The following is a 22,396-nucleotide window of genomic DNA, read 5'->3' on the forward strand; positions in this document are numbered from 1 at the left end:
TGCCTGACGCCATGTCCGGGACATGGCGTCAGGCACCCGATCCGGCCTCCGGGGTACCGACGTGAAGGGCCGGCGGGTCAGACGTCCAGCTGGTCCGCCACCGCGCGGAGCAGGCCCGCGATCTTCGCGCCGTGGACCTTGTCGGGGTAGCGGCCGCGCTCCAGCATCGGGGTGATGTTCTCCAGCAGCGTCGTCAGATCCTGCACGATCGAGGCCAGTTCGTCCGGCTTGCGGCGCTGCGCCGCCGCCACCGAGGGCGCCGGGTCGAGGACCTTCACGGAGAGCGCCTGGTCACCGCGTTGACCCGCGACGACCCCGAACTCCACGCGCTGGCCCGGCTTGAGGGCGTCGACGCCGTCGGGGAGGACCGATGAGTGCACGAAGACGTCGCCGCCGTCGTCGCGGGAGAGAAAGCCGAAGCCCTTCTCGCTGTTGAACCACTTGACCTTGCCGGTAGGCACGTCTGTCCTCGTCCTTGTACTCGTTGGGGCGCTGGCGCGCGCGAAACGGCTCTGGATAGCACTACAGCGGGTCGTCGACCCGCCACACCCAAGGCTAATGGCCCAGGGGCTGGTGACAAGACGTTGCCGGACGGTTCCTGTCCGCTGCCTTCCGCAGGGAACTACCCTGGTGAGGTGACTGCTACTCCTGTACCCCGATCAGTGGACCGATCGACAGACCGCCCGGCGTCCGCGAACGACGAAGCCGGGCCCGGTGACGGGCTGGTGCGGGCCGGCGCGATCGTCTTCATCGTCGGTGCCGTGGCCACGCTGGTCACGGTCGCGCCGCTGTTCCTCGGCTCGGATCCGTTCCCGACGATCGCCTACGCCGTCTCCATGCTGATGGGAGTGGGGTTCGCCGTCGCCGGCGCGGGCGTGCTGCGGTCGGTCGCCGCGCAGCGCAGCCGGGACCGGGCCTGACGGTCACGGACACCGGCGCCGTTGCCGTCACCGGCTGACGGTCACGTACACCGTCACGGTCAGCGGCCGAGGGTGCTCGCGTACGTCTCCAGCCAGGCCGGAAACGCCGTCAGGTCCGTCAGGACGACATCCGCGCCCGCCGTACGGAGTTCCTCCTCGCCGCACGGCCCCGTCGGTACGGCCACGGAGAGCGCCCCCGCCGTACGGGCCCCGCGCACATCGCCGGTGTGGTCCCCGACGTACCCCGACGCCCCGTGCTCGCGCAGCGCCTCGCCCTTGGCCTCCGCCCACAGCCAGCCGATGACCTCGTCCGGCTCGATGCCGAGGTGGCCGAGGTGGAGCCTGGCGTTCGGCTCGTGCTTCGCGGTGACGACGATCGCCCGCCCGCCGAGCGCCTGGACGGCGGCTATCGCCTCGCGGGCGCCGGGCAGCGCGGGGGTCGGGGCGATCGCGAATGTGGGATAGATCTCCCTGTACCGGTCGCCCATCTCCGGGATCCGCTCCGCCGGGAACCAGTGCGCCAGTTCCTGGTCGAGCGGCGGGCCGAGCCGGGTGACCGCGAGGTCGGCGTCGATGTGCACCCCGGTCTCGGCGGAAAGCGCCTGGTAGACGGCGTGGATCCCGGGCCGGGAGTCGATGAGGGTCATATCGAGGTCGAAGCCGACCACCGGCCCCGGCCGGTCCGTGCGCGGTGCCGTCGATGCCGTGGATGCCGTCGTTGTCGTCGATGTCGTGGTGGGTGCCATGCGCGCCATTCTGCCCGGGCGGCCCGGCCACCGGTCGGCCCCGTGGGATGGCTTGATCCGGGCGCTTAGACTTAGCCAAGCCTTACCAACTGCTCCGCCGTCCCTGTCTCCGCTGTCCGCGTCTCCGCCGTCCCTGTCTCCGCCCGCCGTCTCCGTCCCCGACCTCACCGCCGTCTCCGTCTCCGATGGGTTCCGATGCCAGCCGCCGTCGTCCCGACGACCCCGCCCCGCACCGCCAGGGGCGGGCTCGTCGTCCGGCGCCTCGGCTGGACGGCGGCCGGCGTCGCGGCCGTCCTGCTCGCGGTGCTGCTGAGTCTCGCCGTCGGGGCGCGGGCCGTCCCGCCCTCCACCGTCGTGGACGCCCTGCTGGGCGCTGGGCGCGGTGACGACGCCGAGGTCATCCGCCAACTGCGCGTGCCGCGCACCCTGATCGGGCTGATGGTCGGCGCGGCGCTCGCCCTCGCCGGTACGGCGCTCCAGGGCATCACCCGTAACCCCATCGCCGACCCCGGCATCCTCGGCATCAGCCAGGGCGCCTCGGTGGGCGTCGTGCTGGCCATCGCCCTCGCCGGGGTGCACACCCTCGCCGGCTACGTGTGGTTCGCGTTCGCGGGCGCCGGTGTCGCGTCGGTCGCGGTGTACGCGATCGCCTCCAGCGGGCGCGGCGGCGCGACCCCCGTCAAGCTCGCCCTCGGCGGCGCGGCGATCAACGCGCTGCTGGTGTCGGTGACGATGGGGGTGCTGACGACGAGCGCGGCGACACTGGACGAGTTCCGCTTCTGGCAGGTGGGGGCGCTGGCCGGCCGGGACGCCGAAGTGGCCGGTCAGGTCTGGCCGTTCCTGCTCGTCGGCACGGTCCTGGTGGTCGCCGTGGCGCGCGGACTGGACGCGCTGGCGCTCGGCGAGGACGTCGCGAAGGGGCTGGGCCAGAACGTCGCGGCCGTACGGATCCTGGGCGGCGTCGGCGCGACCGTCCTGACGGGCGTCGGGGTCGCCGCGGCGGGGCCGATCGCCTTCATCGGGCTGGCCGTTCCGCACATCGCCCGCGCGCTGGTCGGCACCGACCACCGCTGGGTGCTCCCGATGGCCGCGCTGATCGGGCCCGTCATGCTGCTCGTCTCCGATGTGATCGGCCGGATCGTCTTCCCGCCGGGCGAGGTTCCCGCGGGGGTGATGACGGCGCTGATCGGGGTGCCGTTCCTGGTCACGCTCGTACGACGGAAGGCGGTGCCCGCGTGACCGTCACGGCAGAGGCCCCGGAGGCTCCGGAGGTCCCCGCGCCCCGGCGCGGTATACGGCCCGCCGGGTACACGCGGGTACGGGCCGCACGCGGATCGTTCCTGCTGCACCGGCGCTCGGCCGCCGTCGCCGCCGGGCTGGCCGTCCTCCTCGGCGCGGTCTGTGTCGCGTACCTGAGTGTGGGCGAGAGCTTCGTGTCCCCGGCCGAGGTGCTGAAGGTCCTCACCGGGCAGCCGTCCGCGCAGGAACTCGTCGTCGGGACGCTGCGGCTGCCGCGCATGGTGGTCGGGCTGCTCGTCGGGCTCGCGTTCGGCGTCGCGGGCGCGCTGATCCAGACCGTGGCCCGCAACCCGCTCGCCAGCCCCGACATCATCGGCGTGAGCCAGGGCGCGAGCGCGCTCACGGTCGGCGCGATGACATACGGGGTGACGTCCTACTCCGTACTCCCCTACCTCTCCGTCACCGGCGGCATCGTGGCGGCGGCGCTGGTGTACGTCTTCGCGTGGCGCGGCGGGCTGCACGCCACGCGCTTCGTCCTCATCGGCATCGGCTTCGCGATCGCGCTGCGCTCGATCACCACGCTCTTCCTGACCAAGGGCGACTATCTGGTCGCCCAGCAGGCCCAGGTCTGGATGACGGGCTCGCTCAACGGCCGCGGCTGGGACGCGGCCGCCCCGCTCGGCTGGGTGCTGCTGGCGGCCCTCCCCGCGGTGGCGTGGGCGGCGTACGCGCAGCGCACGGTGTCGATGGACGACGACACCGCCACCGCGCTGGGCGTCCGGCTCGGGCGCGTCCGGCTCGGTCTGGTGCTGCTCGGCGTGGTGCTGGCCTCGGTGGCGACGGGCGCGGCCGGCCCGGTCGACTTCGTGGCGCTGCTGGCGCCGCAGATCGCCCGGCGCATGACACGTACGGCGCAGATCCCGCTGGTGTGCTCGGCGCTGATGGGCGCGGTCATCGTCGTACTGGCCGATCTGCTGGCGCGCCGGCTGCTGTCGCCGACCGAACTGCCGGTGGGTGTGCTGACGGCGGCGGTGGGCGCCCCGTATCTGATCTGGCTGATCGTCCGCGGCCGCACCGCGGGAACCGGCACGGGAGGCAAGGGATGAGCAAGCTCGTCGCGCGCGAGCTGACGCTCGCCTACGAGGACCGTACGGTCGTCCACGGACTGGACCTGGCCGTCCCCGACGGGCGGGTCACCGTCATCGTCGGCCCGAACGCCTGCGGCAAGTCGACCACCCTGCGCGCGCTGGGCCGGCTGCTGCGCCCGAAGGGCGGTTCCGTACTGCTGGACGGTACGGAGCTGGCGCGCATCCCGACCCGGCGGATCGCGCGGTCGATCGGCCTGCTGCCGCAGTCACCGGCCGCCCCCGAGGCGATCACCGTCGCGGACCTGGTCTCGCGCGGCCGGCAGCCGCACCAGCACTGGTGGCAGCAGTGGTCGGACGAGGACGAGCGCGCGGTGACGGACGCGATGGCCCGTACGGACGTGACCGCTCTCGCCGACCGGTCGGTGGACGAGCTGTCGGGCGGTCAGCGCCAGCGCGTCTGGATCGCCATGGCACTGGCCCAGGAGACGGAGCTGCTGCTCCTGGACGAGCCGACGACCTTCCTGGACATCGCGCACCAGGTGGAGGTCCTCGACCTGGTCCGCCGCCTCAACCATGAGCAGGGCCGCACGGTGGTGATCGTGCTCCACGACCTCAACCAGGCGGCGCGGTACGCGGACCACCTGGTCGCCATGAAGGCGGGCCGCATCGTGGCGGAGGGCGCGCCGGGCGAGATCGTGACGGCGGAGCTGGTGCGCGAGGTCTTCGGTCTGGACTCGGTCGTGGTCCCGGACCCGGTGACCGGGTCACCGCTGGTGGTGCCGGGCGCGCCGTACCGCCCGGAGGGCTCGGGCGCTTCCGGATCCGCGGGTTCCAGAATTCTCCGTTCCGGTAAGAATCAGTAATCAGCGACGGGTATTCCGTAGATAAAGCGCCTGCCGCCGGGCACCGGAACCGCCCTCATCTCGGCTTTTAAGCAGGCGTCTAAAGGCGTGGCAAAAGGACTCGGTGCGGACGAAGCTGGTTTCCGCACACCGCATTTCGCCACCCTTCAGGATGGATATCCTGCCATGCTCCGAATCGGCACTGCCGTACGTCATTCCGGCGGATCGTCCCGTGTATTCGTCGTAGCGCTCCTCTGTGTCACGTGGGTCACGGCCGTGGCGTGCTCCGGCGCACGCGACGCACACGGAACACGTGAAGCGCGCGCGGCATCCGAAGCACGCGAAGCACGTGAAGCACGTGAACTGAGCGGCGCCGAGCGGACCTTGCTGTACGACGCCGAGCAGACACTCGTACAACAGTGCATGCGGGAGCGCGGTTTCCGGGTCTGGCCGGTCCCGCGGCAGCCCATCGCCGACGACCGCCGCTTCCCGTACGCGGTGGACGACGCCGGCTGGGCCGCGAAGCACGGGTACGGCAGCGACATCCAGCGGCGGGTCGAGAAGCTCCGCGCGACCGACCCCAACCGGCTCTACTACGCGAACCTCCCGCCGGAGCGGCGGAAGGCGGCCACCGCGGCCCTCAACGGCACGAGCCCGGACGGGCTGAGCGCGCGGCTGCCGGGCGGCGGCGAGGTGACGGCCAGCACCGAGGGCTGCACCGCGTGGGCGCAGAGCGCGCTGTACACCGATCTCGCGGCCTGGTTCGAGGCCGACGTGGTGACGGGGCAACTGCCCGCGATGGCACAGAACCAGGTACGCGCCGATCCCGCGTACCGGAAATCCGTGGGTGCGTGGGCGGCGTGCATGCGCGAGCGCGGATACGCCTACAAGAATCCGGACGATTCCCGGGCCCAATTCCTGAGCACGGAGAAGAAATCCGGGGACACCTCACGGAATCGGGAAATCCGTTCCGCCGTCGACGAGGCCGCGTGCGCGGACGACAGCGGACTGTCCGCCACGGCGGACCGTCTTGAACGGAAGTACGGAGCGGCACTGCGCGTGAAATACCGGAGCGCGGTGCGGAGCCGGCTGCGGCTGGAGCACGCCGCGCTCCCCAGAGCCCGCGAGACGACCCGCTGAACCGACCACCGGTGAAGACCCGGCCGGTGGACCGACCGGCCGCCGAACCAGCCGGCCACCGAACCACCGGCCGGTGCACGACCCGTCCATGTATCGAGCGAAAGCAAGGGGACAATCATGCACATCAGAAGGCTGCACTCCGTCCTGGCCGTCATGGCTCTCGGCACCGTCACCGCGCTCGCCGTCCCCGCGACGGCGCAGGCCGCGGAGACCCCCGTGGGCCCGGCTTCCGGAGCCTCCGCGTCCGTCGTCGCCGCGGACGGGAACTTCTACGCCTGGCGCGACATCAACGGCGGGGGCGGCAACTGCGCCTGGAGCGGCAACGACAGCGACTGGAGCACCTGTTCCCCCGGCGGGAACATGCGCAACCAGGCCTCCGACATCTGGAACAACGGATACGCCGGCTCCTACGACGATGTCCTCGTCTACTGGGGCCTCAACTACACCGGCGCCTACGCCTGCATCCCCAACGGCCGCAGCTACAACCCGCTGACCAGCTACAACTTCCCCAACACCGGGACCGGCGGCGGGCAGAACATGAACGACAACATCTCCTCCCACAAGTGGGCGAACGCGGCCTGCTGATCCCCCGCGGAACCACCGCGAACGCAGGTCCTCCTCGCACACACCACGGCCGTGGAGCGGCGTCAGCCGCCGTTCCACGGCCGTGGTTCGTCCGCTTTCGGCTGAAAATCACACCAACCGTACGTGCATACCCCCGCGTCGTACCGGTGACAAGCAGTCGTACGAGGCAAGGGAACGGGGCCGGCCCGTGCTGAGATTCCATTTCACGAGCGCGGATCTGGCGCGCATCCGACTGGCCACCGCCCCCGATCCGATGTGGGAGATCCTGCTCAGCCTGCACCTCCTGCGGCAGCAGGCCGGCGTGACCGCCTTCGGAGCGTGGAAGCAGCGGGTGCACACCCAGCTCGACGCCCCCATGCACGCTCTTCTCAGCCTCGCCCCGCCGACGGGTTACTCACCCGACTTCCTCACCCCGGCGCGCTCCGTGGCCACCCCGCAGGAGGGCATCGACCTGGTGCTCTCCACCCCCCGCCGGACCCTCCGCCAGGACCTCGGACGGCTCACCGTCCATCAGTCGGGCACCTCCGGGATCAGGCGGCTGGCCGACGGCGACCCACGTGAGCTGGCGCGGCTGGGCGCGTTGCTGCAGCGGTACTTCGACATCGCCCTGGGCCCGCACTGGAGCGCCGTGCAGGCCTCGTTCGAGGCCGAACGCGCCCTGCGCGCACGCTCCGTGCTCGACGGGGGCAGTGAGTGCCTGCTGGCCACCGCGCATCCCGCCATTCGCTGGCAGGCGCCCGTCCTCACCGTCGAGAGCCGGTACGACCGGGACATCCACCTGTACGGACGGGGCATCACGCTGCTGCCGTCCTTCTTCTGCCGGCGGGCGCCCATCACCCTGCGCGATCCCGAGCTCCCGCCGGTCATCGTCTATCCCGTCACCCACGAACCCGGTCTGCCGCACGGTCTGCCGCACGCCCGTCTGCTGACCAGCTGCGCCGAACGCAGCCCGCTCCACATCCTCCTGGGCAGCACCCGCGCACAGGTGCTGACCGCCATCGCCCGGAGCGCCGCCACCACCGGCGAACTCGCCCGGCGGCTCTCCGTATCGGCGCCGGCGATCTCCCAGCACACCGCGATCCTGCGGGAGGCGGGCCTGATCGTGACCCTCCGCCACCGGCAGAGCGTCCATCACAGCGCGACACCGCTGGCGATGAGCCTGCTGGAGGGTTCCGCGCGCTCCGTTCAGTTGGGTGAGCACTCGAAGGCGTGATGCCCGCTGGACAGCCGCTCGACGGAGAGCACGCCGAACTCCGCCGCGCCCAGCAGCGCGCGCAGGTCGTCGTGGCGCTCGAAGCCGCCGGTCCCCTTGCCGCAGATCACCGTACGGAAGAGGGAGTGGGCCGCGTCGGACTCCGCCCCGAGGAGCGGCTCCAGCACGATCAGCCGGGGCCTCGGCAGCCCCGGGGCGAGCGTCCGCGCGGTGCGGGTCATCGCCCGGCGTACCGCCGTGAGGATGCGTACGCCGCTCTCGTGGGACCAGTCGTGCAGAACGTTCTTGAGCAGATACAGGTCACCGCCCTCGGACACCTCCCGGAAGATGTCCGAGGGGCGGAAGCTGAGCCGGCCGGCGAGCGGGTACCCGGCGGTGGCGGCCAGCCTGGCGCCCGCCCGTTCGCAGACGCTGGGCCGGTCGACGCAGACGCCCTCCAGGTGCGGGTTCCCGGCCAGGATCGAGGTGATCATCGTGCCGTCGCCGCCGCCGACGTCCACCACCCGTCGCACCCCGGAGAAGTCGAACCGCTCCACGAGCGCGGCCGCCGCCGGAACCGCCAGCTCCGCCATGGCCGCGTCGAAGACGCCTTCCGCGTCCGGGTTGCGTCCCAGGTACTCGTAGAACGGGACGCCGAAGACCTGCTCGAACCCGGACCGTCCCGTGAGGGCGGTACCGAGCAGCCCGCCGAAGGCGTCGTCGTACGTCTCGGCCAGCAGGATGAGGAAGTTCCGCAGGGATCCCGGGTGATCGCTCCGCAGGGCCACGGAGCCCGGCGCCAGTCCGAAGGCCCCCTTCCCGTCGCGCTCGAAGACCCCGGACGAGACGAGCACGTGGAGGAGGAGCGGGAGTACGTCACGGTCGGCCCCGGTGCGATCGGCGATCTCGTCGGCGGACAGGAACCCGCCGTCCAGGACGTCGGCGATACGCAGCCGGGCCGCCACCGCCAGCACACGCGAGGCGCAGCCGCCCGCCGCGATCTCCATGAGGCGCAGGGAGTCCCTGGGGTCCCCGCCCCTGAGGTCCCCGTCCTGGTGGACGCGCCCGTTGCCCGCTGTCCTGTCGTGAACCAGTTCGTTGCTCATAGTGTGCCGCCTTCGCATGAGGCCGGCCGCGGCCACCGCTGTCGCAGGGGCGCGGCGCGCTGCCGGACGGCCGGGCCCGGCCGTCCGCGGTACACCGGGGACAACGACGCGGAGCTTCCGGGAGAAACGGTCCCGGCCGCCCGGGCCACCCGCGTACACGTGAACAGGCGCAGCCACGTACGGATGAACCCGCGCGCTTCTTGCGGCGCCGACCGCCCCTGGTCGGCAGGGTGTTACCGGGCGACCGCGGAACCCGAGGATGGCGAGGACGACCGTGACAGCTACCGCCGGCACCCCAGCCGACACCCCAGCCGACATCCCATCGACATCGGCACCGACCACGGCATCGGCACCGATCGCGGCATCGGCACCAACCGCGGCACCGGCACCAACCGCGGAACCGGCGGACCGGACGGCTCCGGCGGACGAGGCTCCCGGCTATCCGATGGAGCGCGCCTGTCCGTATCAGATGCCCTCGGGCTACGACCGGCTGCGCGAGGACGGGCCGCTGTCGCAGGTGACCCTGTACGACGGCCGGCGGGTCTGGCTGGTCTCCGGAAACGCCGAGGGCCGCGCGCTGCTGCCCGACCCGAGGCTCTCGTCCAACACCGACCACCCGGACTTCCCGTTCCTGACGGAGCGCCTCGGCTCCCAGCGCTTCGACGCGCTCCCCCTCATCGGCACGGACGACCCCGAACACGCGGGTCAGCGCAAGCTGTTGACCTCGGGCTTCGGTATTCGCCGGATCGCCGCCCTGCGCCCGCACATCGAGCGGACCGCCGGGGCGCTGCTCGACCGGATGCTCGCCGGGGGCGAACACGCCGACCTGGTCCGCGCCTACACGTTCCCCCTGGCCTCCGACTCGACCTTCGCGCTGCTGGGGGTGCCGGAGGAGGACCGGCCACGGCTCGACGCGTGCTCCCGGCGCGCGCTCGCCCCGGCCGACGGGGAGGAGGCGGGCGCACCCGCGCAGGCGTTCCAGGAAATCCTCGGCTATCTGCGTGACCTGATCGCGCGGCGGGAGCGGGTGCCGGGAGACGGGCTGATCGACGACATGATCAGGAGTGCCCAAGGCGGTGTGGACCGGGAGAAACTGGTCACGATCTGTACGGTCCTGATGGTCGGGGGCAACGAGAGCACCTCCAGCACGATCGCCACCTCCGTCCTGGCCCTGCTCGAACACCCCGGCCAGCTCGCCGAGTTGCGGAACGATCCGTCCCTGACCGCGGGCGCGGTCGAGGAGCTGACCCGGCTCATCTCGGTCACGGACGGACTGCAGCGGGTGGCGGTCGCGGACATCGAGATCGCCGGACGCACCATCCGGGCGGGCGACGGCGTGATCATCTCGACGATGCTGATGAACCGGGACCCGAGCGCCTGGGACGACCCGCACGTCCTCGACATCCGCCGCAAGGCGGGCCGCCATGTCGCCTTCGGCTACGGCATCCACCAGTGCGTCGGGCAGAACCTGGCCCGCGCCGAGATGGAGATCGCCCTCAACACCCTGCTGCGCCGCGTCCCCGCGCTCCGGCTGGCCGTCCCTCCGGAACAGGTACGGGGCAGCGTCCCGCACGCGCTGCTGGGCGGCGTGGTCGAGCTGCCGATCGCCTGGTAGCGCCGGCGCCATGGACATCGGTACCCGTATCGAGATCGACACCGACCGGTGCATCGGCGCGGCGATGTGCGTACTGCACGCGCCCGCCGTGTTCACCCAGAACGACGAGGGAGTGGCCGACGTGCTGCCGGAGGAGGAACGGGGCGAGGGCGCCGAGAACGGCCCCGCGGTCCGCGAGGCCGCGGCGACCTGCCCGGTACAGGCGATCACCCTGCGATAGCCCCCGCCCGGGCCGCCGGACGACACCGCCGCGTGCGGGCGCCCACCGGTCGGGCGCCCGCACGGCGTGGGCGGCTCAGGGCGTGGGCGGGCAGTAGCCCAGAGGGCAGAACGAGGCCGCCGCCACCCCGGCCGACTCCGCGTAGGTGGTGTCCCACTCGTTTTCGGGTCCGGCGACGAGGACCACCCACCTCACCCCGTCGTCGGCGACGAACGCCCTGAGCAGGGAGCGGCGCACCGTTCCGTCCCTGCGTGGCAGGCGGTACGACAGCTCGGCGGCGGCCGAGCCGTCGGAGACGTTCTCCCGCTCCAGGCTGAGGCGCTCGTAGCCGTCGTTCGCGGACTGGAGCCGATCCGTCTCCACCAGCGCGTCGTACGGCGTGTAGTCCGGTTCCGAGATCTGGTAGATCTGCAGCAGTCCGGCCTTGTCGGACGTCTCGTAGTAGACGACGACTCCCTCGTCCCGTTGTTCCGCCCTGCGCTGCCAGTCCTCCCTGACCTGCACGGTGAAGCCCTCGGCGTCCTCCCGGACGACGAATCCCGGCGGCGGCTCGCCGGCGGTGGCGGAGGCCATCCCGCTTCCGGGAGAGGCGGTGTCGGTCCCGGCGGTATCGGAGTCCGTTCCGGCGGTCGTTCCCGTGGTGGCCGTCTCCCCGGGGGTGGCCTCCGCCGCTGCCCCGGCCTGCTGGGGATCCTCGCGGAACAGCAGTCGTCCGCCGCCGACGCCGACCGTGGCCAGCACCGCCACCGTCAGTGCGGCGGCCGCGATCCGTAAGCCCGCTTCCAGCGCCGACCGGCCGGTGTCCGGACCCGGTCGGTGCTCCCAGCGCTGTCTCTCCGGGTCCCACCCGGTCACGTCAGCATCCCCGTGATCACTCCGGTGGCGACTCCGGCCGCCGTCTGGCCGCCGACCGATCCGGCCGCCCGGCCCACCAGCGCGAGCAGCCGCCGCAGACGGCTCCTCGTCACTCCGCCGGTGTTCCGGATCTCCAGCTCGGCCTCGGCCGCCGCCTCCCGTACCTCACTCGCCTCTCCCCGTAACAGCCGCAGCGCGTCGATCAGTTGAGGCGTCGCCGCGATGAACTGGTCCGACCGGTCGGTGGCCCGCGCGTCCGGGCCCGAGGCCGCCGCGCCCCCGGTCATCCGTCCGATCGCGATGCCGCCGGGAACCGGCGCCACGACAGGCGGCGGTCCGCCCATGTCCTGCGGCCGGCCGATCCTCCTGCTGACGTCCTCCGCCTCGGCGCCCTTCCCGGCGGCGACCGCTCCCCCGCCGAACTCGCCCACGACGATCCCGCCCGGCGGCTCCGTACCGGCCGACCCGCCGGTACGGGACGACTCCTCGGTGCCACGGGTCGGCTCGTCGCCGGAATCCGGCTCCGGCCCCGCGTTCTCCGCGCCGTCGCGTCCGCTTCCGTGTCCGCTCATGTCTTCGCTCCCCCTGTTGTCGTTCCCGGTGTCCGGCGTTGTCGTTCCCGGTGTCCGGCGGCTCGGTCGCCGCCGCCTCAGCCGTTCATCTGCTGCAGCGCCTCACCGGCCCGCGCCATGGCGCCGCGGCCCGAGGCCACCGCACCCCCGCTCATCGTCCCGATGAAGACCCCGCCGTTGCTCACCTGCACGATCTGCTGCTCCAGTTGCCCCGTGTCATGGCCCTTCTCCTGCAGCGCCTGGAGCGCCCCCGTACCGATGCGCTCCTGGATCGTCTTGAGGTAGCGGCTGACATCCATCCGCTGGAACGGCGACTGCCCGCTGACGGAGGCCAGTTCCCGTACCGACGCCGCCGCTCCCTCGGCCGAGGTCTCCCGGACGCCCCCGTACCCGCGCCCTCGCGACGCGCCGCCCGCCACGCCCTCCAGCGAACGCGCGGCGGAGAAGGCCGCCGCCACCCCGGCCGCCGGTGCGGTCAGCAGGGCCCGGGCCACCGCGATCGCCGGGTAGTCCCTGCCCCGCGCCACGATGTCGTCGACGAGCCCGAACTCCGGCTTGAGCGGGTCCAGTACGTGCGGCACGACCTCCAGCACCAGCAACTCGCCCTGGGTGTGCACCCGTACCAGTACGGAGATCACCACCTGGTGTTCCCAGGCGGCGACCCGGACCCGCAGAAAATGCCGCCGCGCCTCGCCTCCCTCGCCGACCGACGTGAGCCGGTGCAGCGCCGTCGCGGTCTCGCCGCGATCGACCTCGTTCCTCGACGGTCCCGACGGCAGATAGACCAACTCGTCGATCTCCACGGCCTTGAGGCGGTCGAGGCCGGTCGGGGGCTCCGGCAGCCGGCCGAGGTCCGCCAGCCGGTCCCGTACCCGGTTCAGCACCCCGGCGGCGGTGAGCGGCTCGGTCTCCGTCCCGGGCCTGCGGCGCAGGTCCATCACGAGCGACCAGGACTTCAGGGCCCGCCCCGATCCGACGAACGGCCGGTCCGGCTCGTACAGGACAAGCCCCGAGTTCTGTTCCCGGTCGATGGCCCGGCCGATCTTCCGCAGCCACTCGGGGCCGGACAGCTCCTCCCGGGGCCGCCGGCCGAAGGACTCGGTGCTGAGCCGGTCGCACATCACCTCCTCCACCGCGCTGCGGTGCCGCCACACGGGGATCACCATCAGCAGCGGAAAGACCACCGCCATCCAGTTGGCCGAGGCGTTCCACAGGGCGGCGAGCGCCGCCGCCCAGTACAGGGCCATCAGCAACCGGGGTACGAGAGCGACCAGTCGGGTCCGGCCTTGGCTTCCCGGGAGGAGACCGTCCAGCGAATAGACGCTGGTGCCGCGCCCCGAGATGTTCCGTACCAGCCACAGCAGTCCGCACACGAGCGCGTAGTTCAGCACCCAGGCGCCGGATCCCGGGTAACGCGCTCCGAGGCCCGGGACGTCGACCATGTCGGTGAGGAGGAAGAAGCGCCGCTCCGTGTAACTCTGGCCGTACGCGTCGGCCAGGCTCCACGAGGTCATCCAGCCGAAGCCGTCCCCGTAGAAGTCCGCCAGCCAGAAGAGCGTCCACAGGAGCGCGATCCAGGCTCCGGCCCGCAGTTCGAGCCGGCGGGCCCGTAACGCGTGGGCCAGCACCGGGACGACATCGACGCCGGCCGAGGGCGCCACCGCCCTCCTGTCGTGCTCGACCAGTTCCTCCACCACCCGGCGCCGGAACCGCGCCTGGAGATACGGGCCGGCACAGAGCAGGCGGGTGGTCCCGGTGTGCGAGTACCGGTTCGGGGACCGTTGCGCGGGGGTACCGGCGGGCGGTGGGCCCGAGGACGGGTTCGGCTGAGCGGGGACGGCCATGTTGCCCCAATTCGTCTTTACCACCGCGAGTTGCGGCGAATCGACAGTTATGAGGACGTTGAACATAGAGCACCCGGTGGCTTTGCGCCACACTTTTGTCACAGAGTGCGCCCGACGTCGGCGGCGAGCGTGCCCGACGGAGCACCTGCCACTCGATCGAGTGACATCTTCCTGGTGCACCACTGTTTTGGATCTTCAGGAGTCAAAGTGATCCCTGGTTCGGCGCGGGACGGGACGCTTCGGCCGCCGCGCCGCGAACAGGCCGCCGCGCACGACGGGACACGACAAGAACACCGAGGATCCGCATGAGCGATCAGACCGAACCCACCATCGAGCCCTTCGGCTTCCTCGCCCCGCCCACCGGCCCCGGGATCGCCCCCGCGCCCACGCCCGACGAGACCTGGGAGCTGAACGGTGGCTGGGCCTGGGTCTACCACGGCGACGGCAACAGCTCGCTGACCCGCCCCGTCCTCCTCTCCGACGGCTTCGAGACCGGACCCAGCAGTCCGGACGCGCTCTGGGAGGGCCTGGAGCGCAAGGACTTCGCGTTCATCGGCGAACTGCGCCGCCAGCGCCGGGATCTCGTCCTCATCGGGTACGAGGACCGCAGCGCCTCCCTCCTCCGCAACGCCGAGGTGGCGACCCGCGCCGTCCTGCGAGCCGTCGACGAGCGGACGGGAAACGCGCCGCTGCTCGTCGGCGGGTTCAGCATGGGCGGCCTCATCACCCGTTACGCCCTGGCCAGGTTGGAGCACGAGGGCATCGACCACCAGACGGGAGTCTATCTCTCGTTCGACGCGCCCCACCGGGGCGCGTGGGTCCCGATCGGCCTCCAGGCGCTGGCCCACTTCCTCACGGCGACCCCGGCCCTCTCGCGGCAGATCAACAGCCCCGCCGCGCGCCAGTTGCTGTGGCGCCACATCTCCGCCGTGGCGGACACCCCGTCGCAGGACCCGCTGCGCACCGAGTTCCTCGCGGAGCTGGAGCGGGTGGGCGGCTGGCCGATGCGCCCCCGGAAGCTCGGCGTCGCCAATGGCCGCGGCGACGGTACGGGCAACGGCGTACCGGCCGGCGAGGAGGCGCTGAAGGTGACCAGCGGCTGGTTCGCCCACACGGCGCTGCGCACCCAGTCCCTCGGCGCCGCCGAGCAAGTGGCGCATCTGCAGGGGCTGTTGCGGAAGAAGACGGCGACGACCGACGGCCTGCCCGACCTCGACGGCGCGCCCGGCGGCACACTGGAGACGTTCGGTATCGCGGGCGACCGGCTGAAGCTGACCGGCCGGACCGAAGTGGCGTACCGCAGCGTCAACTTCGTCCCCACGATCAGCGCGCTCTCCCTCCGCGATCTCGACCGGCGCGAGGATCTGTACGCCGACATCGACGGCATCCCGCCGGAGGAGAGCGACTTCGACGACTTCAAGTTCTCCGCGACGAACACACCGCACGCCCAGATGTCGGAGGAGCTGGGCCGCTGGGTCCTCGACCGGCTGCCCCACGGATAACCCGGGCCCGGAGCCCGGCCCCGAACCCGGCCCCGAGACTCCCTCCGCCTTTCCGCCGCCTCCCCGGGGTCCTCCTCCGCCCCGCTACCGCGCCGGTTTCCGCCGCGCCCGCCACACCAGGTACAGGGCGGAGGACACCGCCGCCGTACGGAGCACCACCGGCCAGACCCCGGCCAGCGCGTCGGCCAGCCCGTCCGGCGGGATCTCGTCGCCCCAGCGGTCGTTCATCCGGCCCCAGAGCCAGACCACGCCACCGGCCGCCGACACACCCGGGAGTCCGAAGACCACCCACTTCGCCTCGGCGCGGGAGAGGGTCCGGGAGGCGTACGCGAGCAGCCAGCCGCCGAGGGCCAGCCGGGGGTCGATGATGACGCTCGCGACCAGCAGGGCCGCCGCGAGCAGCAGGAACGGGTGGGACAGTCCGCCGCCGCCCCCGGTCTTCCGGGCCCCGGGGCGGAGCCGGAGCCTCCGGCGCCGGCGCGGGGCGGCCTCCGCCGTCTCCTCCGGGGCCCCGGGGTCGTCGTCGGCCGCCGCGCCCGTGTCGTCCGCGGCGGGCTCCTCCTTCGGCTTCGGCGGCTTGAGCATGTCGGGGATCTCGACCCCGCCGACGAACCCGTGCGTCGACTCCATCGACATACCCGTCAGCCCCGAGGGGCCGGGCTCTATCCGCCACCAGTCGGGCTGCCCACCGGCCGGGCGGGGCGGCTTCCGCAGCGTCGGCGACGCCGAGGCCGAGGGGGACTCCGACGCCTGCGCGGGGATCCGGGGCCCGGCGGCGTCCTCGGGCCCGTTCCCCGGCCCGTTCCCCGGCCTCTCGCCCGTCGGGGCCCGAGGCGGGGCGGCGGGCGGCGGGGCGGCGGGCAGCGGCATGACGGGCGGGACGGCGAACGGCGCTTCCGCCTCCCCCGCGGCCGAAGGCTCCGGAGGCGCCGAGCGTGCCTCGGACGGCGAGGACGCCTGGGACGACCGGGACGGCTGGGACGTCCGGGGCGGCTCGGGGGGCGCGGACGAGGGGGGCGGCGCCGGCTCCGTCTTCCGCCCCCCGAACCCGTTGGCCCCGCCGGAACCGCTGGCCCCGTTGTCCCCCTTCGGCTCCTTGGGCCCCAGCAGGCCCAGCGACTTCGCCAGCCCCGTCCGCTGCGCCGGTACGGCGACCTCCGGGGCCTCCGGGGCCTCCGGGGTACGCGCCGCGCCCATACCCGCGTCCCGCGCGGCCGCCCGTACCACCGCGTGCGGTTCGCCCAGCCGCCCCAGGATCCGGCGGACGGAGGCGGGGCTGTCGGTGCCGAACTTCCCGCGCTGCTTGTCGATCTCGTTCCGGAGCGTGGAGACCAGCCGCATTCTGTCCCCCGAGGGCAGGTGCTGCTGCTGGGCCGCGTCCCCGACGCGACTCAGGTAGTCGTAGACGAGCTGATCGCTCTCGATCCCCACACTGTCCTCCGCACACGCGCACACGCACCGCACACCCCGGGCAGGCACGGCCGCCTCCACCACGGCGGCCACAGCGCGATGGTGTCGAACTCCCCCGCGTGCGTCCACCCCGTACATCCAGTACGAACATCCGACAGGAAGAACGCCGGAAACAACCGCGTCCCGGAAAACCCGCGGCCCGCCCCCACGCGCTGAGACGCGAGTGAAAGGGCCTTCACGGGCTAACGTGGAACGAATGGGGACCCGCGAAGGCTGAGCAGGAGGCGAACGTGTCCGAAGGAACCGGCGGTACGCCAGGGCCGGGCGGTACGCCCCCGCGCACGCTCGCGGAGGCCCTGCGCACCCGGGGGGACGACGCCCTCGCCGCCCTGCTGCGTGCCAGGCCCGATCTGCTCAACCCCGTGCCGGGCGACCTCACCCAGCTCGCGACCCGCGCCGGCACCCGCGCGTCCGTCGTACGGGCGCTGGAACGGCTCGACCGGTTCACGCTCCAGACCGCGGAGGCGCTCGCCGTCGCGCCCGAGCCCGCGCCGTACGACACGCTGCGCGCGCTGCTGACCGGCGACGAGGGCGACGAACGCATCGAGGCGGCGCTGCCCGCCGCCGTGGCGGCCCTGCGGGACCAGGCGCTGCTCTGGGGCGGTGACGACCGGCTGCGCCTCGTCCGTACCGCCCGCGAGCTGCTGGCACCGTCCGCCACGCACCCGTCGCCGACCGGGCTCGGCCCGACGGTCACCGAGGCCACCGCCGGGATGTCGCCGGGCCGGCTCCAGGAGATCCTGACCGCGACGGGGCTGCCCTCCACCCACGACCCGGTCTCCGCCGTGGCCGCGCTCACCGCGCTCTTCACCGACCGGACGCGGATGGCGGCGCTGCTCGACACCGCCCCCATGGACGCGCTGTCGGTGCTGGACCGGCTGGTGTGGGGGCCGCCGTACGGCGAGGTCACGTCCAGCCCGACCCCGCCCGTGCGGTGGCTGCGCGACCGGGGGCTGCTGCTGCCCGCGACCACGCGGACGGTCGTGCTGCCCCGTGAGGCCGCGCTCCATCTGCGCGCCGGGCGCGCGCACCGCAGGCCGGAGCCCGTGGCGCCCGCGGTCGCGCCCCGCGCCGAGGGGGCGGGTGCCGGGTCGGCGGCGCGCGTTCAGGCCGTCCGGCCGGAGAGCGGGCGCCCCGAGGACGGGCGTCCGCAGGCCGCCGCCCGTCCACAGGTTGTGGACAGCACGGCCGCAGGCCAGGCGTACACGGCGCTCGCCACCGTCGAGGAGCTGGCCAAGGACTGGAACGAGGGCGGCCCGAACGTCCTGCGGGCCGGCGGGCTCTCCGTACGCGATCTCAAGCGCACCGCCGGCGCCCTCGACACCACCGAGCCCGTGGCCGCCTTCTGGGTCGAACTCGCGTACGCCGCCGGGCTGTTGGCGGCGGACGGCGAGACGGACGAACGGTACGCGCCGACCCCCGGCTACGACGACTGGCAGGAGCTGCCCGCCCCCGAGCGCTGGGCCCGGCTCGCCACCGCCTGGCTGACGGCGACGCGCACGGCGGGGCTGGTCGGCAGCCAGGACTCCAAGGGCCGTACGCTCGCGGCGCTCGGCCCCGACCTGGACCGGGGCCCCGCGCCGGAGGTGCGCCGCCGGGTCCTCGAACTCCTCGCCACGCTCCCCGAGGGCACCGCCCCCGACCCCGAGTCGCTGCTCACCCGGCTGCGCTGGGAGCGCCCCCTGCGCGGCACGTCGGCCACCGGGCGCCCGGACGACCTGCGCGGGCGCCTCGCGGCGTGGACGCTGAACGAGGCGGAGCTGCTGGGGATCACCGGCCGGGGCGCGCTGTCGTCCCACGCCCGCGCGCTGCTGACCCCGGACGGGACGAGCGGGACCAGCGGGACCAGCGAGAGGGCCGGGGCCACGGGCACGACCGGTACCGGCGGCCTCCCCACGAGCGGTACCGGCGGCCTCTCCCCGGCCGGGCTCCGCGCCGCCCACGCCCTCGCGCCGCTGCTGCCCGAGCCCCTCGACCACGTACTCCTCCAGGCCGACCTCACCGCCGTGGCCCCGGGCCCGCTCCTGCGCCACCTCGCCGAGCTGCTCTCCGTCGCGGCCGACGTCGAGTCGAAGGGCGGCGCGACGGTCTACCGCTTCACGCCCGGCTCCGTACGCCGTGCCCTGGACGCCGGACAGTCCGCCTCCGACCTGCACGAATTCCTCAAGAACCACAGCCGTACGCCCGTACCGCAGCCCCTCGCCTATCTGATCGACGATGTCGCGCGGAAGCACGGGCATCTGCGGGTCGGCGTGGCCTCCGCGTACGTACGGTGCGACGACGAGGCCGTGCTCGACGAGATCCTGGCCGACAAGCGCTCCCAGAGCCTGCGGCTGCGCCGCCTCGCCCCGACCGTCCTCGCCGCCCACGCGGACGCGGCGACGCTGCTCGAAGGGCTGCGCGCCATGGGGTTCGCGCCCGCCGCCGAGTCCCCGGACGGCGATGTCATGATCACGCGCGCCCATGCCCATCGCACCCCGCCCCGCGCCGCCCCGGCGCCGGTCCCCGACGGGCCGCCCACGCCGGACGGGACGCTGCTGAGCGCGGCGGTACGGGCGATCCGGGCCGGGGACATGGCCGCGACCGTGGTCCGCAGGCCGGTGCCGGAACCGATGGCGTCCGGCTCGGCCACGCTCTCGGCGGCGGCCGCGATGTCCGGCGGCACCTCCGTACCGCCCTCGTCGAACGGGTCGCTCCCCCGTACGACATCGGCCGAGACCCTCGCGACCGTCCAGGCCGCCGCCATGACGGGCTCGGCGGTCTGGATCGGCTATGTCAACGCGGACGGCGCGGCCAGCCAGCGTGTCATCGCGCCGGTCCGGGTGGAGGGCGGCTTCGTGACGGCGTACGACCACACGGCCGACGAGGTCCGTACGTACCCGCTGCACCGCATCACGGGAGTGGCGGAGCTGGCCGACGACCCGGCCTGAGCCGCCGGAGCCGCCGTGCGGCTGTCCGCCCGGAGAGCCGGAGCCGGGCGGACAACCGCCCGGCCGGCTTCACGGCCTTCCGCGCCGCCTTCGGCTTCGGCTTCACGGCCTTCCGCGCCGCCTTCGGCCCCGGCCCGGGCTCCGGCTTCTTCTTCGGCTCCGGCTCCGGCTTCGCGCCCCTCGGGGACGGCGCGCTCAGCATGTGGAACCGGCGCGAGACCCGCCGTCCCAGCAGCAGATACGCGATCAGCGCGCCGCTCGTGTTCAGAATCACGTCGTCCACGTCGAAGGCACGCCCCTCGACCATCGCGCCCTGCGCCAGCTCCACCAGCGTCATCACCACCGCCGTCAGCAGCACCACCCGCACCATCCGGTGCCTGGGCGGCATGAGCAGCGGAAGGATCACCCCGAAGGGCGCCCCCATCAGCAGGTTTCCACCGATCTGCTTGCACGCGGCGAGGAACGTGTAGTCCTCCGCGTACTGCCGCAGCGAGTGCCCGGGGCGGAGGTTGGACCCCGCCATGCCGGCGGACACCGGGGACGGCGTCAGCGTCAGCTCGGCCAGCACGGCCGCGAACCCCACCAGGCAGACGAAGGCGACCCCCATGATCACCACCCGCAGTACGGTCCGCCCCCACGACACCCACGGCACCCGCGACACACCCCCCGGGGCGGCACTCGCCGGCCCGGTCCTTTCCGTCTCAGCGGTCATAGCCCCCTGATGCCCCCGCCCCCGGGGGATACGCCCGTACCGGAAGGGGTCCGGGCCGGTAGGGGGTCCGGATCGGCGCGCGATGCGCGACACTGGTCGTTTGGCATCCGGATGCCCGGCGGATGACGCCATGACTGAACGAGGGAAAGGGCGCAACTGTGAACGGACCGCTCATCGTCCAGAGCGACAAGACGTTGCTGCTCGAAGTCGATCACGACCAGGCGGACGCCTGCCGTCGTGCCATCGCGCCCTTCGCCGAACTGGAGCGCGCGCCCGAGCACATCCACACCTACCGGCTGACGCCACTGGGCCTGTGGAACGCCCGCGCCGCCGGACACGACGCCGAGCAGGTGGTCGACGCGCTGGTGGAGTTCTCCCGCTACCCCGTGCCGCACGCCCTCCTCGTGGACGTCGCCGAGACGATGGCCCGCTACGGGCGGCTCACCCTCACCAAGCACCCCACCCACGGGCTGGTCCTGACCTCCACCGACCGTCCCGTGCTGGAGGAGATCCTCCGCTCCAAGAAGGTCCAGCCGCTGGTGGGCAGCCGGATCGACCCGGACACCGTCGCCGTGCACCCCTCCGAGCGCGGTCAGATCAAGCAGACGCTGCTCAAGCTGGGCTGGCCGGCCGAGGACCTCGCCGGTTACGTGGACGGCGAGGCGCACGCGATCGAGCTCGACGAGTCGGGCTGGGCGCTGCGCCCGTACCAGAAGCAGGCCGTCGAGGGGTTCTGGCACGGCGGCTCGGGGGTGGTCGTGCTGCCCTGCGGCGCCGGGAAGACGCTGGTCGGGGCGGGGGCGATGGCCCAGGCCAAGGCGACGACGCTGATCCTGGTGACCAACACCGTCTCGGCCCGCCAGTGGAAGCACGAGCTGGTGCGGCGCACCTCGCTGAACGAGGACGAGATCGGCGAGTACAGCGGTACGAAGAAGGAGATCCGGCCGGTCACGATCGCCACGTACCAGGTGCTGACGACGCGCCGCAAGGGCATCTACCCGCATCTGGAGCTGTTCGACTCGCGCGACTGGGGGCTGATCGTCTACGACGAGGTGCATCTGCTGCCCGCGCCCGTCTTCAAGTTCACCGCCGATCTCCAGGCCCGGCGGCGGCTCGGGCTGACCGCGACGCTCGTACGGGAGGACGGCCGCGAGTCGGACGTCTTCTCGCTCATCGGGCCGAAGCGGTTCGACGCGCCGTGGAAGGAGATCGAGGCGCAGGGATACATCGCCCCGGCGGACTGCGTCGAGGTACGGGTCAATCTCACCGACCGCGAGCGGCTCGCGTACGCGACCGCCGAGACGGAGGAGAAGTACCGCTTCTGCGCGACGACGGCGACGAAGCGGAAGGTGACGGAGGCGCTGGTGCGCAAGCACCGGGGCGAGCAGACCCTGGTGATCGGGCAGTACATCGACCAGCTCGACGAACTCGGCGAGCATCTGGACGCGCCCGTCATCAAGGGGGAGACGAGCAACGCGCAGCGCGAGAAGCTCTTCGACGCGTTCCGGCAGGGCGAGATCTCGGTGCTGGTGGTGTCGAAGGTCGCGAACTTCTCGATCGACCTGCCGGAGGCGACGGTCGCGATCCAGGTCTCCGGCACGTTCGGCTCCCGCCAGGAGGAGGCCCAGCGGCTCGGCCGGGTGCTGCGCCCGAAGGCGGACGGCCACGAGGCGCGGTTCTACTCGGTGGTCGCGCGCGACACGATCGACCAGGACTTCGCGGCGCACCGGCAGCGGTTCCTGGCGGAGCAGGGGTACGCGTACCGGATCGTCGACGCGGACGAACTGCTCGCCGAGGGGTGAGGCCGTCGCCGGACCG

Annotated in this window: 20 protein-coding genes; 12 read left to right on the plus strand and 8 right to left on the minus strand. The window is 72.9% G+C overall.

Going from position 1 to position 22,396, the window contains the following annotated elements; translation table 11 throughout:
* Nucleotides 1-77: 77 nt before the first annotated feature.
* Nucleotides 78-461 carry a cold-shock protein gene (locus AB0P17_RS28925; RefSeq protein WP_365815188.1) on the minus strand — a complete coding sequence of 128 codons (384 nt, stop codon included), beginning with the start codon at nt 459-461 and terminating at the stop codon, nt 78-80.
* Between the two features lie 201 nt (nt 462-662).
* Between AB0P17_RS28925 and AB0P17_RS28930 the strand changes: the two genes are divergently transcribed.
* Nucleotides 663-920: a hypothetical protein gene (locus tag AB0P17_RS28930; protein ID WP_365815190.1), complete on the plus strand. Its 258-nt coding sequence runs from the start codon at nt 663-665 to the stop codon at nt 918-920.
* Between the two features lie 59 nt (nt 921-979).
* Here the strand turns inward: AB0P17_RS28930 and AB0P17_RS28935 are convergent, their stop codons facing one another.
* Nucleotides 980-1,666, minus strand: coding sequence for an HAD family hydrolase (locus AB0P17_RS28935; RefSeq protein ID WP_365815192.1), 687 nt, complete (start codon nt 1,664-1,666; stop codon nt 980-982).
* Nucleotides 1,667-1,861: 195 nt separating this feature from the next.
* On the opposite strand from AB0P17_RS28935, the gene AB0P17_RS28940 reads away from it, so the two are divergent.
* The 6 genes from AB0P17_RS28940 to AB0P17_RS28965 all read left to right on the plus strand — a co-directional run bounded on the left by AB0P17_RS28940 (nt 1,862) and on the right by AB0P17_RS28965 (nt 7,773).
* The gene (locus tag AB0P17_RS28940; RefSeq protein ID WP_365815194.1) at nt 1,862-2,905 is read left to right on the plus strand and encodes an iron ABC transporter permease; all 1,044 of its coding nucleotides are present in this window, start codon (nt 1,862-1,864) and stop codon (nt 2,903-2,905) included.
* Complete coding sequence (locus AB0P17_RS28945; protein WP_365815196.1) at nt 2,902-4,011, plus strand: iron chelate uptake ABC transporter family permease subunit; 1,110 nt, start codon at nt 2,902-2,904, stop codon at nt 4,009-4,011. Before AB0P17_RS28940 ends, AB0P17_RS28945 begins: the two co-directional genes overlap by 4 nt.
* The gene (locus AB0P17_RS28950) at nt 4,008-4,856 is read left to right on the plus strand and encodes an ABC transporter ATP-binding protein (RefSeq protein ID WP_365815198.1); all 849 of its coding nucleotides are present in this window, start codon (nt 4,008-4,010) and stop codon (nt 4,854-4,856) included. The genes AB0P17_RS28945 and AB0P17_RS28950 overlap by 4 nt, the downstream gene beginning before the upstream one ends.
* Before the next feature lie 363 nt (nt 4,857-5,219).
* A complete protein-coding gene (locus AB0P17_RS28955) occupies nt 5,220-5,975 on the plus strand; it encodes a hypothetical protein (protein ID WP_365815200.1) in 756 nt (251 codons plus the stop codon).
* 117 nt (nt 5,976-6,092) lie between these two features.
* Nucleotides 6,093-6,560, plus strand: a complete 468-nt coding sequence (locus AB0P17_RS28960) for a hypothetical protein (RefSeq protein ID WP_365815202.1) — start codon at nt 6,093-6,095, stop codon at nt 6,558-6,560.
* Between the two features lie 187 nt (nt 6,561-6,747).
* Nucleotides 6,748-7,773 (plus strand): winged helix-turn-helix domain-containing protein, encoded by a 1,026-nt coding sequence (locus AB0P17_RS28965; RefSeq protein WP_365815204.1) that lies wholly within the window; start codon nt 6,748-6,750, stop codon nt 7,771-7,773.
* On the opposite strand, the gene AB0P17_RS28970 is transcribed toward AB0P17_RS28965, so the two are convergent.
* Complete coding sequence (locus tag AB0P17_RS28970; RefSeq protein WP_365815206.1) at nt 7,746-8,858, minus strand: methyltransferase; 1,113 nt, start codon at nt 8,856-8,858, stop codon at nt 7,746-7,748. The genes AB0P17_RS28965 and AB0P17_RS28970 overlap by 28 nt on opposite strands.
* Before the next feature lie 469 nt (nt 8,859-9,327).
* On the opposite strand from AB0P17_RS28970, the gene AB0P17_RS28975 reads away from it, so the two are divergent.
* Nucleotides 9,328-10,473, plus strand: a complete 1,146-nt coding sequence (locus tag AB0P17_RS28975) for a cytochrome P450 (RefSeq protein ID WP_365815208.1) — start codon at nt 9,328-9,330, stop codon at nt 10,471-10,473.
* 10 nt (nt 10,474-10,483) lie between these two features.
* Nucleotides 10,484-10,693, plus strand: coding sequence for a ferredoxin (locus tag AB0P17_RS28980; protein ID WP_365815210.1), 210 nt, complete (start codon nt 10,484-10,486; stop codon nt 10,691-10,693).
* A gap of 75 nt (nt 10,694-10,768) precedes the next feature.
* On the opposite strand, the gene AB0P17_RS28985 is transcribed toward AB0P17_RS28980, so the two are convergent.
* From AB0P17_RS28985 to AB0P17_RS28995, 3 genes are all read right to left on the minus strand, one after another.
* On the minus strand, nt 10,769-11,548 hold the full coding sequence (locus AB0P17_RS28985; protein WP_365815212.1) for a hypothetical protein: 780 nt from the start codon (nt 11,546-11,548) through the stop codon (nt 10,769-10,771).
* The gene (locus tag AB0P17_RS28990) at nt 11,545-12,120 is read right to left on the minus strand and encodes a hypothetical protein (RefSeq protein WP_365815214.1); all 576 of its coding nucleotides are present in this window, start codon (nt 12,118-12,120) and stop codon (nt 11,545-11,547) included. The genes AB0P17_RS28985 and AB0P17_RS28990 overlap by 4 nt, the downstream gene beginning before the upstream one ends.
* Before the next feature lie 77 nt (nt 12,121-12,197).
* Nucleotides 12,198-13,964 carry a hypothetical protein gene (locus tag AB0P17_RS28995; RefSeq protein WP_365815216.1) on the minus strand — a complete coding sequence of 589 codons (1,767 nt, stop codon included), beginning with the start codon at nt 13,962-13,964 and terminating at the stop codon, nt 12,198-12,200.
* A gap of 305 nt (nt 13,965-14,269) precedes the next feature.
* Between AB0P17_RS28995 and AB0P17_RS29000 the strand changes: the two genes are divergently transcribed.
* Complete coding sequence (locus tag AB0P17_RS29000) at nt 14,270-15,466, plus strand: hypothetical protein (RefSeq protein WP_365815218.1); 1,197 nt, start codon at nt 14,270-14,272, stop codon at nt 15,464-15,466.
* Between the two features lie 84 nt (nt 15,467-15,550).
* Here the strand turns inward: AB0P17_RS29000 and AB0P17_RS29005 are convergent, their stop codons facing one another.
* Complete coding sequence (locus AB0P17_RS29005) at nt 15,551-16,897, minus strand: hypothetical protein (RefSeq protein WP_365815221.1); 1,347 nt, start codon at nt 16,895-16,897, stop codon at nt 15,551-15,553.
* Between the two features lie 269 nt (nt 16,898-17,166).
* On the opposite strand from AB0P17_RS29005, the gene AB0P17_RS29010 reads away from it, so the two are divergent.
* Nucleotides 17,167-19,866 (plus strand): helicase C-terminal domain-containing protein, encoded by a 2,700-nt coding sequence (locus AB0P17_RS29010; protein ID WP_365815223.1) that lies wholly within the window; start codon nt 17,167-17,169, stop codon nt 19,864-19,866.
* On the opposite strand, the gene AB0P17_RS29015 is transcribed toward AB0P17_RS29010, so the two are convergent.
* On the minus strand, nt 19,829-20,473 hold the full coding sequence (locus AB0P17_RS29015; RefSeq protein ID WP_365815342.1) for a VanZ family protein: 645 nt from the start codon (nt 20,471-20,473) through the stop codon (nt 19,829-19,831). The two genes, AB0P17_RS29010 and AB0P17_RS29015, sit on opposite strands and share 38 nt — an antisense overlap.
* Nucleotides 20,474-20,736: 263 nt before the next feature.
* Here AB0P17_RS29015 and AB0P17_RS29020 point away from each other — a divergent pair, with 263 nt between their 5' ends.
* The gene (locus AB0P17_RS29020) at nt 20,737-22,380 is read left to right on the plus strand and encodes a DNA repair helicase XPB (protein ID WP_365815225.1); all 1,644 of its coding nucleotides are present in this window, start codon (nt 20,737-20,739) and stop codon (nt 22,378-22,380) included.
* The last annotated feature ends 16 nt before the right edge of the window (nt 22,381-22,396 follow it).

The sequence above is a fragment of the Streptomyces sp. NPDC088124 genome, from assembly GCF_040685895.1.
GTDB lineage: Bacteria > Actinomycetota > Actinomycetes > Streptomycetales > Streptomycetaceae > Streptomyces.

Excerpts from the sequence above, each read along its gene's own strand:
- AB0P17_RS28935 (WP_365815192.1), bottom strand. The coding sequence starts at position 1,666 with ATGGCACCCACCACGACATCGACGACAACGACGGCATCCACGGCATCG.
- AB0P17_RS28940 (WP_365815194.1), top strand. The coding sequence starts at position 1,862 with ATGCCAGCCGCCGTCGTCCCGACGACCCCGCCCCGCACCGCCAGGGGC.
- AB0P17_RS28950 (WP_365815198.1), top strand. The coding sequence starts at position 4,008 with ATGAGCAAGCTCGTCGCGCGCGAGCTGACGCTCGCCTACGAGGACCGT.
- AB0P17_RS28960 (WP_365815202.1), top strand. The coding sequence starts at position 6,093 with ATGCACATCAGAAGGCTGCACTCCGTCCTGGCCGTCATGGCTCTCGGC.
- AB0P17_RS28970 (WP_365815206.1), bottom strand. The coding sequence starts at position 8,858 with ATGAGCAACGAACTGGTTCACGACAGGACAGCGGGCAACGGGCGCGTC.
- AB0P17_RS28975 (WP_365815208.1), top strand. The coding sequence starts at position 9,328 with ATGCCCTCGGGCTACGACCGGCTGCGCGAGGACGGGCCGCTGTCGCAG.
- AB0P17_RS28980 (WP_365815210.1), top strand. The coding sequence starts at position 10,484 with ATGGACATCGGTACCCGTATCGAGATCGACACCGACCGGTGCATCGGC.
- AB0P17_RS28990 (WP_365815214.1), bottom strand. The coding sequence starts at position 12,120 with ATGAGCGGACACGGAAGCGGACGCGACGGCGCGGAGAACGCGGGGCCG.
- AB0P17_RS28995 (WP_365815216.1), bottom strand. The coding sequence starts at position 13,964 with ATGGCCGTCCCCGCTCAGCCGAACCCGTCCTCGGGCCCACCGCCCGCC.
- AB0P17_RS29000 (WP_365815218.1), top strand. The coding sequence starts at position 14,270 with ATGAGCGATCAGACCGAACCCACCATCGAGCCCTTCGGCTTCCTCGCC.
- AB0P17_RS29015 (WP_365815342.1), bottom strand. The coding sequence starts at position 20,473 with ATGGGGGTCGCCTTCGTCTGCCTGGTGGGGTTCGCGGCCGTGCTGGCC.